At 56.1% G+C, this 13,750-nt stretch carries 16 protein-coding genes; 10 read left to right on the forward strand and 6 right to left on the reverse strand.

Annotated elements, in window-relative coordinates; translation table 11 throughout:
• Nucleotides 1–20 precede the first annotated feature (20 nt).
• Together EDC26_RS20145 and EDC26_RS10955 are read right to left on the reverse strand one after the other, a co-directional pair.
• Nucleotides 21–185, reverse strand: a complete 165-nt coding sequence (locus EDC26_RS20145) for a hypothetical protein (protein ID WP_165930997.1) — start codon at nucleotides 183–185, stop codon at nucleotides 21–23.
• A gap of 41 nt (nucleotides 186–226) precedes the next feature.
• Nucleotides 227–1,174, reverse strand: a complete 948-nt coding sequence (locus EDC26_RS10955; protein WP_243700877.1) for a F510_1955 family glycosylhydrolase — start codon at nucleotides 1,172–1,174, stop codon at nucleotides 227–229.
• Between the two features lie 280 nt (nucleotides 1,175–1,454).
• On the opposite strand from EDC26_RS10955, the gene EDC26_RS10960 reads away from it, so the two are divergent.
• Nucleotides 1,455–3,836, forward strand: coding sequence for a copper-transporting P-type ATPase (locus tag EDC26_RS10960; protein WP_132582484.1), 2,382 nt, complete (start codon nucleotides 1,455–1,457; stop codon nucleotides 3,834–3,836).
• A gap of 20 nt (nucleotides 3,837–3,856) precedes the next feature.
• On the opposite strand, the gene EDC26_RS10965 is transcribed toward EDC26_RS10960, so the two are convergent.
• A complete protein-coding gene (locus EDC26_RS10965; RefSeq protein ID WP_132582486.1) occupies nucleotides 3,857–4,093 on the reverse strand; it encodes a hypothetical protein in 237 nt (78 codons plus the stop codon).
• A gap of 176 nt (nucleotides 4,094–4,269) precedes the next feature.
• On the opposite strand from EDC26_RS10965, the gene EDC26_RS10970 reads away from it, so the two are divergent.
• From EDC26_RS10970 to EDC26_RS11000, 9 genes are all read left to right on the forward strand, one after another.
• Nucleotides 4,270–4,623: a hypothetical protein gene (locus tag EDC26_RS10970; RefSeq protein WP_132582488.1), complete on the forward strand. Its 354-nt coding sequence runs from the start codon at nucleotides 4,270–4,272 to the stop codon at nucleotides 4,621–4,623.
• Nucleotides 4,624–4,685: 62 nt separating this feature from the next.
• A complete protein-coding gene (locus EDC26_RS20150; protein WP_165930998.1) occupies nucleotides 4,686–4,835 on the forward strand; it encodes a hypothetical protein in 150 nt (49 codons plus the stop codon).
• Nucleotides 4,836–5,036: 201 nt separating this feature from the next.
• On the forward strand, nucleotides 5,037–5,423 hold the full coding sequence (gene cueR / locus EDC26_RS10975; RefSeq protein ID WP_132582490.1) for a Cu(I)-responsive transcriptional regulator: 387 nt from the start codon (nucleotides 5,037–5,039) through the stop codon (nucleotides 5,421–5,423).
• Between the two features lie 259 nt (nucleotides 5,424–5,682).
• Entirely contained in the window at nucleotides 5,683–5,934 is a 252-nt protein-coding gene (locus tag EDC26_RS10980) for a DUF2933 domain-containing protein (protein WP_132582492.1), read from the forward strand.
• A gap of 71 nt (nucleotides 5,935–6,005) precedes the next feature.
• The gene (locus EDC26_RS20470) at nucleotides 6,006–6,137 is read left to right on the forward strand and encodes a hypothetical protein (protein WP_279432681.1); all 132 of its coding nucleotides are present in this window, start codon (nucleotides 6,006–6,008) and stop codon (nucleotides 6,135–6,137) included.
• A gap of 83 nt (nucleotides 6,138–6,220) precedes the next feature.
• The gene (locus EDC26_RS10985) at nucleotides 6,221–7,129 is read left to right on the forward strand and encodes a cytochrome c biogenesis CcdA family protein (RefSeq protein WP_132582494.1); all 909 of its coding nucleotides are present in this window, start codon (nucleotides 6,221–6,223) and stop codon (nucleotides 7,127–7,129) included.
• Between the two features lie 11 nt (nucleotides 7,130–7,140).
• The gene (locus tag EDC26_RS10990) at nucleotides 7,141–7,839 is read left to right on the forward strand and encodes a peroxiredoxin family protein (protein WP_165930999.1); all 699 of its coding nucleotides are present in this window, start codon (nucleotides 7,141–7,143) and stop codon (nucleotides 7,837–7,839) included.
• Between the two features lie 22 nt (nucleotides 7,840–7,861).
• The gene (locus EDC26_RS10995) at nucleotides 7,862–8,149 is read left to right on the forward strand and encodes a glutaredoxin family protein (RefSeq protein ID WP_132582498.1); all 288 of its coding nucleotides are present in this window, start codon (nucleotides 7,862–7,864) and stop codon (nucleotides 8,147–8,149) included.
• A gap of 23 nt (nucleotides 8,150–8,172) precedes the next feature.
• Nucleotides 8,173–8,514, forward strand: a complete 342-nt coding sequence (locus EDC26_RS11000; RefSeq protein ID WP_132582500.1) for a P-II family nitrogen regulator — start codon at nucleotides 8,173–8,175, stop codon at nucleotides 8,512–8,514.
• A 102-nt stretch (nucleotides 8,515–8,616) separates the two neighbouring features.
• Here the strand turns inward: EDC26_RS11000 and EDC26_RS11005 are convergent, their stop codons facing one another.
• Genes EDC26_RS11005 through EDC26_RS11015 form a run of 3 tightly spaced genes read right to left on the reverse strand, consistent with a single transcriptional unit; the run spans nucleotide 8,617 to nucleotide 13,743 of the window.
• Nucleotides 8,617–9,009, reverse strand: a complete 393-nt coding sequence (locus EDC26_RS11005; RefSeq protein ID WP_132582502.1) for a copper-binding protein — start codon at nucleotides 9,007–9,009, stop codon at nucleotides 8,617–8,619.
• Nucleotides 9,010–9,064: 55 nt separating this feature from the next.
• A complete protein-coding gene (locus tag EDC26_RS11010) occupies nucleotides 9,065–12,214 on the reverse strand; it encodes an efflux RND transporter permease subunit (RefSeq protein WP_132582504.1) in 3,150 nt (1,049 codons plus the stop codon).
• Nucleotides 12,211–13,743: an efflux RND transporter periplasmic adaptor subunit gene (locus tag EDC26_RS11015; protein ID WP_132582506.1), complete on the reverse strand. Its 1,533-nt coding sequence runs from the start codon at nucleotides 13,741–13,743 to the stop codon at nucleotides 12,211–12,213. The genes EDC26_RS11010 and EDC26_RS11015 overlap by 4 nt, the downstream gene beginning before the upstream one ends.
• Nucleotides 13,744–13,750 lie beyond the last annotated feature (7 nt).

A 13,750-nucleotide genomic window follows, 5' to 3' on the forward strand; every position in this document is an offset into this window, starting at 1 on the left:
ATCGTGTGTGCCTGATACCTTTAACGCCCGAACATACCCTTCATGCCGGCGTAGCAGCTACCGATGCCGTGCATCATGCTGCCGTGCATTATCCACATCCCGGCGAAGGCCAGTACGGCAATGAGGCCTATGACGGCAAAAATAATCAGGAGGATATCGAATATCGACCATTTATTCACTAGCATGATCATTCCTTTGATTAGCGGCTATGGCAACGACCAGGTCTTCATAATGTTTGCCCATTCTTGGCAATTTGCTTCCAGGTTTGCCCCAGGTCTTCAGAAAGATAGACGCTACGCTCGAAGGTGGCTATGGCTATTTGGCTTTGCGTAATCGGGTTTTGAGCAATATAAGCAACCGCGTCGTTCGTCATGGGAGGCAATGGAATGTTCTGTGTTTCTTTGCTGTTTTGCCAGTTTATACGTGTCAAGGCGGGCTTACCGGCATAGTGGCTGTACCAGAGATGAGAGCCATCCAGATCAAACCCTATCGCCAGGACTTGCTCACCGCTCTGTGATAACTGAAAATGATTAGCGCCATCCTCGGAAATATACAAACCTTTGTCCGTACCGGCGGCCAGCACCTTGGGATTAGTGGGGTGAGCGGCCAGGGTGTTGATCGAACCCGTCAGGCCCTTGCCCTCTGCCGTGGTCCATTGCGCTCCATCTGTTTGGGTGACATAAATGCCCGACTTCGTCATCCGGTCATTCGGGCTTTCATTGAGCACATAGACCGTGTTCGTGCCGTAGCTCGCGGCCATAATATGAAAATCGGACTGCCCTTCGAAGCCGAGTTTTTTCCAGGTGTGTCCCCCATCTGAGCTTTTGATCAAGCCAAACGGATTGACTAGGTTTGTTCCCGGCGCCGGATGGCCGCTGCTATAGAGTGCGTCGCGTGTCGCCGAAAAGCCCATGAAGTCGTGAGGGGCCCCATCTGCCGTGGACCAATGCCCCTGGCCGTAAATGGCCAATCCCCTGTGGCTTGGGATGAATATCTTGGTGCCGTCCGCACTATACGAGAGGCCGTGAACATGCATCAACTGGACCTTGGCCAGGGGTTGGTTAGCCGCGTTGGCCGGCTGCAGGGAACCGTACGTGAACGTCATGACGGCCACAGCGTGTGCCATGATGGTCAGCCACTGACCCGTTCGGGCTTTCATACTCTTTTTAGTCATTTCAGGGTGCCTGTAGATTGGCGCATACACGCGCATTCGCAGAGACACTTTAAGCCTTCCTGCAATGGGAAGGTCAAGCGAAATTATGAAGACCTAAACCGTGTTCGTGGTTGTAGACAAGATCACCCGACCCTTGTAGATTCATTACAGCAAGGCAAGCCGTAGATTTACCGTAAAAAGTGTGTCAAAGCCATTGACCTTCCTATTTTGTCAAGGTTTAAAGTACCAACAAGCTCAAATAAAGCACGCCTCAAGAAACTGACGGAGCAAGGGAAGACGTATGGAACACAATCATCAGACTAAGCAGGTCGGAGAGGTCTCAGAAGGCAGCGGTCAGGCCAGCGACAGGGAGTCAATTTACACCTGCCCCATGCATCCTGAAATCGCGGAGCACGGCCCGGGGAGTTGCCCTATATGCCATATGTTTCTCGTCCCCAAGGACGATCTGGCGAGCGGATCGGCTCGTGACGCCGACGCGGGACATCATCATGCGCCTGGCGCGCATAGCCAGCCCGAGCATCACCACCATGATCACGGTGCGCAGCCAAGCGCGGGGGCGATAGCCGGCGCCATGTACACCTGCCCCATGCATCCGCAAATCCGCCAAGATCATCCCGGCCATTGCCCTATTTGCGGGATGTCGCTGGAAGCCGAACTCCCGACTCTTGAGGAAGACGAAAATCCGGAACTCAAAGATTTCAGGCGGCGTTTTTGGTGGTCCTTGCCGCTAACGATTATTGTCGTGGGCCTGGCCATGTCGATGCACTTTGTCCACGGGTTCGAAGGTGAGACCCAAAGCTGGATCGAATTGATTCTGACGACTCCTGTTGTGTTGTGGGCTGGGTGGCCGTTCTTTGTTCGGGGCGCGCAATCCATTCGAAACATGAGCCCCAATATGTGGACGTTGATCAGCCTGGGGACAGGCGCGGCTTATGCCTACAGCGTAGTCGCGACCGTGGCTCCGCAGGTATTTCCGGCCGCATTTTTCGACATGGGGCGGGTGTCGGTCTATTTCGAGGCCGCCGCCGCCATTATTTCCTTGACCTTGTTTGGACAAATGCTGGAGCTCAAAGCACGTTCACAAACATCCCAGGCGATTAAATCCTTGATGGGCCTGGCTCCCAAAACAGCCCGACGCATCAACCCTGATGGTTCTGAAGAGGACATTCCCCTGGCGCATGTCCACGTGGGCGACAAATTGCGTGTGCGCCCGGGTGAAAAAGTGCCTGTGGATGGCCTGGTACTGGAAGGCAGTAGCGCCATCGACGAATCGATGCTGACGGGCGAACCCGTACCCGTCACCAAACGTGCACAAGACAAGTTGATAGGCGCGACGCAAAATACCACCGGCGCCCTGGTGATGCGTGCCGACAAAATCGGCGCCGATACGGTGTTGTCGCAAATCGTGGCGATGGTCGCGCAAGCCCAACGGTCCAGAGCCCCCATGCAGCGTATGGCCGACTCGGTTGCCGGCTACTTTGTGATGGCCGTTGTAGCGGCCGCTGTAGCGACGTTCTTTGCCTGGGGATTTTTTGGGGGCACGCAAGGCTGGGTTTATGGCCTGATCAATGCGGTGGCGGTCTTGATCATTGCGTGCCCCTGTGCCCTGGGTTTGGCGACCCCCATGACGATTATGGTCGCCACAGGCAGGGCGGCCACGCAGGGCATTTTATTCAAAGATGCCGCCGCTATTGAGAACTTTCATAAGATCAATACCTTGATTGTCGATAAAACCGGCACCCTGACCGAAGGCCGTCCGCGCTTTGACCAAATTATGGTGGCCCCCGGTTTTACCGAGCAAGAGGTGCTGTTGCTCGCAGCCAGCCTGGATCAGGGTAGCGAACATCCCTTGGCGCAAGCCATTGTTCAAAAAGCCAAGGGTGAAGGGCTGGCGCTGCATCCGGTTGAAAACTTCGATTCGGTCACCGGCATGGGCGCCCAGGGGCAGGTGACAGGAAAACAGCTCTTGCTGGGCAACACCTTGCTGATGAGTCGCGAGAAAGTGGAGGTTTCTGCACTGAAGCCACAGGCCGAATCCCTGCGCGCCGAAGGCGCAAGCGTGATGTATTTGGCCGTCGATCACACTTTGGCAGGGATTTTATCCGTTACCGATCCCATCAAGGGTTCGACGGCACAAGCTCTTGAAACGCTGCGTCATCTGGGTATCCAGACCATTATGGCGACCGGCGATGCGGTGACGACCGCGCTGGCCGTTGGTAAAAAGCTGGGCATTGAAATTGTGCACGGGGAGGTGACTCCGGCCGATAAGTACGCCTTGGTGGAAAAATACCAGCATGAAGGCAAGATCGTTGCCATGGCGGGCGATGGCATCAATGACGCGCCCGCCTTGGCAAAAGCCGATATCGGCGTGGCGATGGGGACCGGCACCGACGTGGCCATGAATAGCGCCTCCGTCACCCTGGTCAAAGGCGATCTGCGTGGTATTCAACAAGCCCGGCTTTTGTCTGATCTGACGATCAAGAACATGAAGCAAAACCTGGGCTTTGCCTTTATCTACAACGCGTGTGGAATCCCCATCGCTGCCGGTGTTTTGTACCCATGGACCGGCTGGTTGTTATCGCCGCTTATTGCAGCGTTGGCCATGAGTCTGAGTTCGGTGTCGGTTATTTCCAACGCCTTGCGGCTGCGGACGATGAAATAAGTGGCCTATGTTTAGAGGGCTTATACTAAATCCATGAAATCCTGGGCCAAATTTATTGCCAGTGTTTTGATTGCGTGTTTGCCCTTACTTGGCTTTCCCGCACAGGCAGCTGTTTGTCCAGGAATGTCATCGACCGTCATGCAGTCGAATGACCACGCTTCGTCGATGCCAAGTATGACCGTCAGTACATACAACGCCACGATAACAACGACAGCATGCCACGCCTGCAACGGCCTATCCTGTAGCATGCCAGCCATTCTCAGTTTGCAGACTATGGTCGCAATGGCTCCGTTTGCATCGGTCTATCCATCGGTCAATCACCTTGTCGTGAAGCAATTTATTCCCGAATTGCAGCCTCCTCCGCCTCGGAGTCTATAAGTGCTTTTTTGACGAGCTTCGAAGCATACCGATTGACTGAATTAAGGAGTTACTCATGAATACGAAACGACTACTCGTTACGTCACTTTCCGCGCTCTTGCTTGGCGTGAGCGGCCTAAGCCTGGCCGCTACATCGACTGGCAACGACGCCTCGATGATGCAGCATGAATCACCCAGTGCGGAGCATGGCACCCAGGGCTCATCTATGATGGGAGGAGGGATGATGGGCAGCATGATGGGAGGCGGGATGATGGAAAATATGATGGGAGGCGGAATGATGGGCGCCGGGGCCGGCCTCAGTAGAAAAGCCGCGATGCAAATGCACGGCGAAATGATGCGTGCTATGGGCGACATCATGATTAAGTACGCCGATAAAATTGAAACACCGCCCGCGACTAAGACTAAATAACCACACGGGTTCGTGCTATTCGATTCTGAATAGCGATCATTGGCGGACAGCAGGCCATCCTGATGTCCGCCAAACAGCATTGGCGAGGGTCTTCTAAAAATTTGCTTGACGATCCGGTAGATGGCGGCTGGTGGCAGATAATGAGCGCCGCCGGCAGCGGTGGAGCAGAATACCTTTCAATTCTTGGCAACATCCCAAAAAAAATAAGTTGACATTCTCACCATGGGAATAGCTATCCTGGAATCGTTCGTGCATGGAGAGAGAACGAAGCGTGCGTCACGCGGGGCCACCGGCAGCTAAATCGCGTCTAGACGGGTCGATGTTTGCGGATGCCCAAGCTGCTTGGGTGGTTGGTGTTTGGCGATAAAACCACTTCGTTTCATTTTGTTAGCGTCTCTTAGAGGAGAGATGGTATGAACATTGGACAAGCAGCTAACGCCTCGGGCGCCTCGGCTAAAAAGATCCGCTATTACGAAAGTATCGATCTGATACCGTCCCGTGGCCGTACCGACAGCGGTTATCGGATTTATGCTGATAAGGATATCTATATCCTGCGTTTCATACGGCAGGCGCGCGACGTGGGGTTTCCGATTGAGACCATTCGGCTTTTGCTCGCCTTATGGCAAGACCACGACCGGGCCAGCGCCGATGTCAAAGCGCTGGCGTTGCAGCATATCAGGGAATTAGATCGCCGTTTGAAGGAACTGCGCGCCATGCGTGATACGTTGGTGTACCTGGCCGAGCATTGCACCGGGGATGACAGGCCGAGTTGCCCGATTCTCGACGGGCTGGCCGGGTAAGACGAACCCGAGCTTTGCCACCCTGTTCGGTGATTCAGGGGGATATCCCACAGATCGTCTTGCCTGTGGTTCGTCGGTTTTGAGGGGCGCCCGCCTCAAGATTTAGAGGGTTTATCATTCAAAAAAATACCTTGACATTCCTATTATTGGAACCTCTAGATTAAAACAATGAGTAGTGGTCACCTCGCAATCTTCCGTCGTGAATGGGGCTTCGGTTTGCCGCCAGGGAAATTAGGGGATTTGATATTGGAGTAACACTATGAAATGCACAAAATCAATGCTTACCATTGGCGCCGGCCTTTTCGCCGTGTTAGCCATCGCGTACGTGGCATTACCGCAATTCCAGACCTTCGTGCTCAGTGTGGCGCCTTTCCTGCTATTCCTGCTCTGTCCGTTGTCGATGCTATTCATGATGAAGGGTATGAATTCGCATCAAGATCATCGGGACACCTCGGACAAGAGCGCGCCACAAAAGGGCGAACCCGAGCAGCCGTTGTCGATCAAAAGATAAGTCTTGCCACCCACTGCATAGTACGCGACCTACGCCGGTCGCACGTCGTCTTTACCGATTAAGGAGCAATTATGGCGGACACGATATCGGTGTGGAATGTTCTCTTGATTATCTTCGCGGTCATCGGAGTCATTGCGGTTCTGGCCGTGGTGGGCATGAGCGCCATGCATTACAGCTTGATGGGTGGGATGAGATTTTGTTAATCGGCGACGATCAGGCCAGGGCGCGTCGCTTGATGGCTGTGTGACAGATCGAGAGCAGTACGGCTCGCCTGAGGAGGCGTTTGATGGAGACCAGTATTTTCTTCGGAGGATCGGTCGTCGCCGCGTTCGTTGCCGGCATGATCGCGCTTTTCGCGCCATGCTGTATTTCGGTCATGCTTCCGGCGTACTTTGCCAGTTCCTTCCAGAACCGGAGCAAACTGGTGGCGATGAGCTTCATTTTTGCGGCCGGTACGGCAACCGTCATCTTGCCGCTGATCATGGGCGTTGTGGCGCTACGCCAGGTCCTCATGACGCAGCATACCGCCGTCTATGTAGTGGGCGGCCTATTCATGCTGGGCATGGCCGTGTTCACCTTGCTCGGGGGGAAGCTTCACTTACCCATGCCGGGACAGCGCGCGACGACGCACGCCGGTGTGCTTAGCGTTTACTCACTGGGCATGTTCTCGGGCGTTGCCAGTTCATGTTGTGCCCCCGTTCTGGCGGGAGTCATCGCTCTCTCCGCTGTGGCGCCGTCCTCCTCCCTGGCCGTTGGGTTAGGGGGGGCTTACGTGTTCGGCATGGTCGCACCGCTCTTTGTCATTTCGCTTCTTTGGGATCGATACGATTGGCAATCCAGTGGGCTATTTCGGCCAAGATCGGTGACATGGCGCATCGGCCCCCTAAAACGGTCGCTATCACTGTCGATGCTGGCTAGCGGCCTGCTGCTGGCTGTGATGGGCATCGCCACGCTGTGGATTGGGCTTGCCTATCACTCGATGCCGGCTTCCAGTTACTGGGCCTTGCTGATTTCGGTGCGTCTGCAACATTACGGGCAAGTGATTACCCATGCGCTATTGGGTGTTCCGAACGCGCTGGCGGCGGGAGTGCTAATCGTCCTGATTGTTGCGCTTGCTCTGCGGGCGCGATCGCAATGGCGATCGGATCCACGCCGCGAGAAAAGCGCATCTTCTCAAGAAACTGGGCAAGACTGACGGAGGATAGAATGAAACCTAAGCAAGCCAAGCCTCTGAAAAATCAGCGCGCCAATATCTGGAAGCTTCCCAAGACCCGTCTAGCGGCCAGTCTCGGATTTGTCGTGCTGATAGTGATGGCGACTCTGTGGCTGACTCAAGCAAACAACCCTGGCGTGCCAGCGGATCGCGCAGGTCCGGTAGCCGCTGGTAAATTGGCGGGCAAGTATCCCTATCAGGTGGGCAACCCTGGCCCGGGCCAGATGGCACCCGCCATCCATCTCATGAGCACGGCGGGGAGCGACTTCGATCTGGCCAGTTGGCGGGGGAAGACCGTGCTGTTGTATTTTCAGGAGGGCATTACCTGTCAGGCCTGCTGGGATCAGAATAAAGATATAGCGCGAAGCTTCCAAGAGTTCCGCGCCCTGGGGATGGCTACGATCATCACCATTACAACTGACCCTGTCAATCTGTTGAAGGAGCGGGCAAGCGACGCGAGACTATCCACACCTGTGCTTTCAGACCCTCAACTCACCGTTTCCACGGCCTATCATGCAAATGATTACGGCATGATGGGGCGCAGCCGGGACGGGCACACTTTTATTGTCGTCGGGCCAGACGGGCGTATCAAATGGCGAGCCGACTATGGTGGTCAGCCCAACTACACGATGTACGTACCGGTAGCGAATCTGCTGGCTGATCTTCGGCAAGGGTTGCACAAAACCCACTGAGGCACCCAAACGAGGCACTCAAATGCGAACTGTGAAAGTCGTCGTCCTTACTCAGGAGAATTGTGCCTTTTGTCATTCGGCTCAAATCCTGCTCAAAGCTCTGTCGGCGGAGTACCCTATTGAGATGTCGACGCTTTCTCTTGATACTCGGGAGGGGCAGGAACTTGCGTTGAAGAGCGGGATTCTCTTTGCGCCGGGGATCCTGATGGATGGCGAAGCGGTGTGTTATGGCAGGCCCTCGGAGAAGAAAATCAGGAAAGAATTTGAGCATCGATTGGGAGGTGAAGAAGTCAAAAATACGGCCCTGTGAATAGACCCTTTTGGGAGAAAAACATGAGCTTTAGATATGTTATCGCGATTGTTCAAGCCGATGTCCTGGAGCCGCTCGAAAAGCGGCTGGCGAGCATTCATGTGCCCGGACTCACCGCAACGACAGTAAAGGGGTATGGCAACTACGCGAACCTGTTCGCCAGTGACTGGATGACGGAGCACATCAAACTGGAGATCTTTGCCGAAGAGGCCGACATTGAGGCCATTACCGACGTGATCAGAGAGGTTGCCCATTCCGACGTGCCAGGAACGGGCGTCGTGGCGGTCATGCCGGTAGGGGACTTCTTCCACATCCGGGCTGGGAAAACTCAGAAACAAACGGACATTGAGCGAATCAAGGTCTAGCTTGAGCTTTGATGCACCCCACTAGGCTCTATAGCGATACGGTTTTTGGCGAGGAAAAGCGTCATCCCTATGCGGCGCTGGGTGACGCTCCCTCTGCACGTATTACTTCTTTTCCAGCCTCGTGATGGTATAGGTGCCATTGAGGTCTTCCAGCCGAAACCTGATTTTTTCTCCCTCTTTGGCCCGATCGACCATCGCGGCGTCTTTGGCTTTGTAGGCCATGGTCATCGGCGGCATGCCGACGTTTTTGAGCTCGCCATGCTGAATCGTTACCATCCCGGCTTGTCGATCTACCTTTTGGACCACCCCATCGGCCAGGGCGGCGTCCGTGGGTCCGGCCGGTTTTGTTGAACCCCTATTCATGTCCTTGTCCATGTTCATGTTGCCGCCGGCATTCCCACTCATATCCATTTTCATGCCGCCAGCCGCATAGGCCGCCGTCCCTAGTCCGAATGCCAGGCCCGCTGCGATTGAAAGCGTCATTAATTTATTCATAAAGCTTCTCCAAAGTGTAAAAGTGTCGGCATTTGCGTGCCGGGGATGCGTCGTGTCATTGACGAATGGATCGAGGGTGTTCGATACGCCGTCGCTGCAACAAATACCAGGCGGCTGGAATCACGAACATCGAGAGGATGGGCGCTGTCACCATGCCGCCTATCATGGGCGCCGCGATCCGTTGCATGACTTCGGATCCGGTGCCTTGACCCAACATGATGGGAAAGAGCCCTCCTAGGACAACGGCCACGGTCATGGCTTTGGGACGAACGCGAAGCACGGCTCCTTCGCGGATGGCGTCCAGAAGGAGCGGCTCGGTCAACGGTTTACCGGCTTGCAGCCGACTGTCTAGTGCGTTTTTCAGATAAAGCAGCATCACGACGCCGAACTCGGCTGAAACACCCACAAGCGCTATAAACCCCACTGCGGTGGCCACCGAGATGGCTTGGCCAAGAATCCATATCAGCCAGAAGCCGCCGACCAAGGCGAACGGCACGGTGAGCATCAATAGCAGCGCATCGGCCGCCGAGTTGAAGGTTAGAAACAGAAGGACAAAGATGAGGCCGAGCGTCATGGGAATGACCGTTCGCAGCGTCGCTTCGGCTCGTTGCAAATACTCGAACTGGCCGGACCAGGCAATCGAGTAACCGGCCGGCAATACCACTTTCTCGGCGACGGCTTGCTGCATGGCTTTGACTGCCGTAGAGAGGTCGGTGTTGTGGATATCAACGTAAACATACCCGGTCAGTCGGGCATTTTCGCTGCGTATCATGGGAGGCCCATCGGAAATCTTCAGGTCCGCAACGTCGCCAAGCAGGATTTGGGCTCCTTGGTCGGTGACAATGGGAATCTGGCGCAACTTTTCCAGCGAGTCTCGTATTTCGCGCGGGTATCGGACGTTGATGGGGAAGCGTTCACGGCCGTCGATTACCTCGCCCACGTTCTCGCCGCCCACCGCGGAGGACACGACCGATTGGATATCCGTAATAGCCAGTCCGTAGCGAGCCGCTGAAAGGCGGTTGATATCGACGTCAATGTAGTGGCCGCCGTTTAAGCGTTCAGCCAATGCCGAGGTGACGCCGGGTACGTTTTTGACCGCCGCCTCGACTTGTGTCGCGATTTTGTCAATTTGCCCTAAGTTGCCTCCAGAAATCTTGATGCCGACCGGTGTTTTAATGCCGGTCGATAACATGTCCAGGCGATTCCGAATGGGCGGCACCCAAACGTTCGTCAGACCCGGCACTTTAACGGTTCGGTCCAGGTCGGCAATCAGCTTTTTGGGCGTCATGCCTGGGCGCCATTGGTCGCGAGGTTTGAATTGAATGGTGGTCTCGAACATTTCGAGCGGTGCCGGGTCAGTCGCTGTGTCCGCGCGGCCGGACTTGCCGAATACGGTTGCCACTTCCGGGACAGTCTTGATTAGACGGTCTGTCTGCTGCAAGAGTTCGGTGGCCTTTTGTACTGAGATCCCGGGCAGCGCCGTGGGCATATACAACAGGTCGCCTTCATCCATCGCTGGCATGAATTCACTACCCAGACGCGATACGGGAACCAAGGTCACCACCAATGCGACCAGCGCCAGCCCAATGACCACCCAGGGGCGCCGAAGCGTGACCTCGAGTAAGGGCCGATATAGCCAGATCAGTACGCGGCTGATGGGGTTGGACATTTCGCTGGGAATATGGCCGCGAATGAAATAGCCCATGAGCACGGGCACGAGCGTGACCGAAATTCCCGCCGCGGCCGCAATCGAGTATGTTTTCGTGAATGCGAGCGGTGCGAACAGCTTGCCTTCTTGCCCTTCGAGCGAAAATACAGGGATGAACGACAGCGCGATAATGAGTAGCGAAAAGAAAAGGGCCGGCCCTACCTCGGCCGTTGACTTGGCCATGAGCTCCCACCTTTGGGCCGCCGTAATCGGCACGTCGGGGTGCTCGTGCTCGTACGCTTCCAGATGTTTATGGGCGTTTTCTATCATTACGATGACCGCGTCTATCATCGCGCCAATCGCGATGGCAATCCCGCTCAGCGACATGATGTTGGCGTTAATGCCTTGATAGCGCATCACAATGAACGCGGCCAATATTCCCAGCGGCAACGAGAAAATGGCCACCAGGGCGCTTCGCAGATGAAATAGAAATAGGGCGCAGATAAGCCCGACAATAATGAATTCTTCGATCAGCTTGTCCGTGAGATTGTTCACTGCCCGTTTGATCAACTGCGAGCGATCGTAAGTCGTGACCACCTCGACGCCGGGGGGCAGGGACTTCTTCAAGTCGGCGAGCTTGGCTTTCACCGCGTTGATGGTGGTTAGCGCATTTTTTCCGGAGCGCATCACAATCACGCCGCCGGCGACTTCGCCTTCGCCGTTAAGCTCGGCCACGCCCCGGCGCATCTCCGGCCCAATCTGTATGCGGGCCACATCGCCCAGCAAGACGGGTGTTCCCGTCTTGTCCGTACGAAGTACGACGTTCCTGAAGTCGTCCAGGGAATGCAGGTACCCCGAAGAGCGCACCATATACTCTGACTCGGCCAATTCGACCACAGAGCCGCCGGACTCCTGATTCGCCTTGCCTAGCGCCTCACGGACGGTCGCCAGGGTGATTCCATAGGCGCGCAGCTTGTCCGGATCCACCACCACCTGGTACTGACGCACCATGCCGCCAATGGAAGCGACCTCCGAGACGTCCGGCACCGCTTTGAGTTCGAACTTCAGGAACCAGTCGTTAAGCGCCCTGAGCTGTCCCAGATCGTGCTTGCCCGTGCGGTCCACGAGCGCATATTCGTAGATCCAGCCCACTCCGGTGGCGTCTGGCCCAAGAGAGACGGTGGCTCCCTGAGGAAGCCGGCTTTGTACTTGATTGAGATACTCGAGCACCCTGGAGCGAGCCCAATACTGGTCGGTATTGTCATCGAATAAGACGTAAACAAACGCGTCTCCAAATGAGGAATACGCCCGGATGGTTTTGGCTCCGGGCACGCCAAGCAAGGTGGTGGTCAGGGGATACGTGACCTGGTCTTCGACCACTTGCGGGGCCCTGCCCGGATAGGACGCCTTGATGATGACTTGAGTGTCGGATAGATCCGGCAACGCGTCGACGGGAGTGTGGAGGAGAGAGATGACGCCCCAAGCGGCCATGAAGACGGTCGCCAACAGCACCAGGAACCGGTTATAGATAGACCAGTGAATGAGGCGCGCAATCATTGTGCGCCTCCCGCAATGGGTTCGACGGTGGTCAGTTGGTATCCATTGCCCGACGATTTAAAAACAAAGTGAACCGTCTGGCCAACTTTCACATCGGGGAACGAAGCCGGGGAGGGCTTGCCGAACGTCATGGTCATCGCGGGCCAGTGCAGAGCGGGGACGGGCTGATGCGAGAAGGTCATGTCACTCGGTGTGATTTGCTTCACTATACCGATTGTCTGGTAGCTTGGGGCCGAAGCTGCCGGAGGCGAGGCGGCTGGAGTGCTTACACCACCAGGCGCATTGCCTTCCAGCTTGGGGAAGACGGATTTCAGGCTGGCTTCCGAGTCGATCAAGAACTGACCGGAGGCCACGACCTGCTGTCCTTCTGTCAATCCGCCCAATATTTCGGTGCCGTTACCGACATCGTCGCCGATCGTGACCTGAACGGGCTGTAGCCGGCCATCGCTGTTCTTGACGATCACCACAGATCGTTTGCCTGTCGTGATCACTGCCTCGGAGGGGACGAGCAGGCGTGAAACGGCTTTCTCCGCGCTGATATGGGCTCGCATCAGCATTCCCGGTGTCATTCTGAAGCCGGGATTGTCGATTTCGAGGCGGGCCTGGAGCGTGCGGCTGGTCGCGCTGATTCCCGGCAGGATTTCGCGGATATGTCCGGTAAAGTGCTGGGTCGAGTCGCCCGCAAATACCGCATTGACGCCCATGCCGGGGCGAACCTGCAAAGCCATCGATTCGGGGACTTCGACCACGAGCCACAGCTTGCTCAAACCCGCCACCTTGGCCAGCGTCTGGCCCGGCGTCACCATGGCGCCGTTGCGCACATTGAGCTCGGTGAGCACGCCCGTTTCCGGCGCGCGCAGAATAAGATGGCTTTGCGCCTTGTTCGTTCGATCGAGCGCTTTGATGATGTCCTCGGGGATCGACATGGCCCGCATGCGCGAGCGGGATGCCGACAGCAAGTCTTGGCCGGCGTGGCCATGCTTGAGGGCGAGATACTCCTCTTGCGGCGCAAGCCAGTCGGGAACAAACAAGGAGGCAATCGGAGCGCCTTTGGCAACCCGCTGCATCGGCGCGTTCGCGTACAAGCGGTCGATGTAACCCGTTACCCGGGACTGAATCACATCGGCCTGCGACTCGTCAAACTGGGTCGTACCCACGGCATCGAACCCTTCTTTCGTTTCTTGTCGCTTTGCCGTCGCGTAACGGATGCCCAAATTCTGCTGGAGCGATGGATCGACTTTAATGCCGCTGGCCCCGTCTTCGTCTGCATAGACGGGCTGCAGCGGCATATCCATGAAGGGCGATTTTCCGGGCTTGTCGAAATGTTGGCTCGGAGTCATCGGATCGTGCCAGTACAGAATCTTTCGGTCGGCTTTGGAGGGTTCCTTGCCATCAACAGTAGCAGCCATTGCGGACTCTTGCAGTAGGGCGCTACGGGTATGTCGAGACCCCACCGCGTAGCCAGCGCCGATCAATACTGCCGCCACAAAGAGCGCGACCAGTGCGCGCGTCGGGTTAGTTTGTCGCATGTCTTTT

The sequence above is a fragment of the Paralcaligenes ureilyticus genome (genome assembly GCF_004346225.1).
GTDB classification, from domain to species: Bacteria; Pseudomonadota; Gammaproteobacteria; order Burkholderiales; family Burkholderiaceae_B; genus Paralcaligenes; species Paralcaligenes ureilyticus.

Bases quoted from the DNA above. Each gene is read 5' to 3' on its own strand.
- EDC26_RS20145 (WP_165930997.1), bottom strand. From the start codon at position 185: ATGCTAGTGAATAAATGGTCGATATTCGATATCCTCCTGATTATTTTT.
- EDC26_RS10955 (WP_243700877.1), bottom strand. From the start codon at position 1,174: ATGACTAAAAAGAGTATGAAAGCCCGAACGGGTCAGTGGCTGACCATC.
- EDC26_RS10960 (WP_132582484.1), top strand. From the start codon at position 1,455: ATGGAACACAATCATCAGACTAAGCAGGTCGGAGAGGTCTCAGAAGGC.
- EDC26_RS10965 (WP_132582486.1), bottom strand. From the start codon at position 4,093: ATGGCTGGCATGCTACAGGATAGGCCGTTGCAGGCGTGGCATGCTGTC.
- EDC26_RS10970 (WP_132582488.1), top strand. From the start codon at position 4,270: ATGAATACGAAACGACTACTCGTTACGTCACTTTCCGCGCTCTTGCTT.
- EDC26_RS20150 (WP_165930998.1), top strand. From the start codon at position 4,686: ATGTCCGCCAAACAGCATTGGCGAGGGTCTTCTAAAAATTTGCTTGAC.
- cueR (WP_132582490.1), top strand. From the start codon at position 5,037: ATGAACATTGGACAAGCAGCTAACGCCTCGGGCGCCTCGGCTAAAAAG.
- EDC26_RS10980 (WP_132582492.1), top strand. From the start codon at position 5,683: ATGAAATGCACAAAATCAATGCTTACCATTGGCGCCGGCCTTTTCGCC.
- EDC26_RS20470 (WP_279432681.1), top strand. From the start codon at position 6,006: ATGGCGGACACGATATCGGTGTGGAATGTTCTCTTGATTATCTTCGCG.
- EDC26_RS10985 (WP_132582494.1), top strand. From the start codon at position 6,221: ATGGAGACCAGTATTTTCTTCGGAGGATCGGTCGTCGCCGCGTTCGTT.
- EDC26_RS10990 (WP_165930999.1), top strand. From the start codon at position 7,141: ATGAAACCTAAGCAAGCCAAGCCTCTGAAAAATCAGCGCGCCAATATC.
- EDC26_RS10995 (WP_132582498.1), top strand. From the start codon at position 7,862: ATGCGAACTGTGAAAGTCGTCGTCCTTACTCAGGAGAATTGTGCCTTT.
- EDC26_RS11000 (WP_132582500.1), top strand. From the start codon at position 8,173: ATGAGCTTTAGATATGTTATCGCGATTGTTCAAGCCGATGTCCTGGAG.
- EDC26_RS11005 (WP_132582502.1), bottom strand. From the start codon at position 9,009: ATGAATAAATTAATGACGCTTTCAATCGCAGCGGGCCTGGCATTCGGA.
- EDC26_RS11010 (WP_132582504.1), bottom strand. From the start codon at position 12,214: ATGATTGCGCGCCTCATTCACTGGTCTATCTATAACCGGTTCCTGGTG.
- EDC26_RS11015 (WP_132582506.1), bottom strand. From the start codon at position 13,743: ATGCGACAAACTAACCCGACGCGCGCACTGGTCGCGCTCTTTGTGGCG.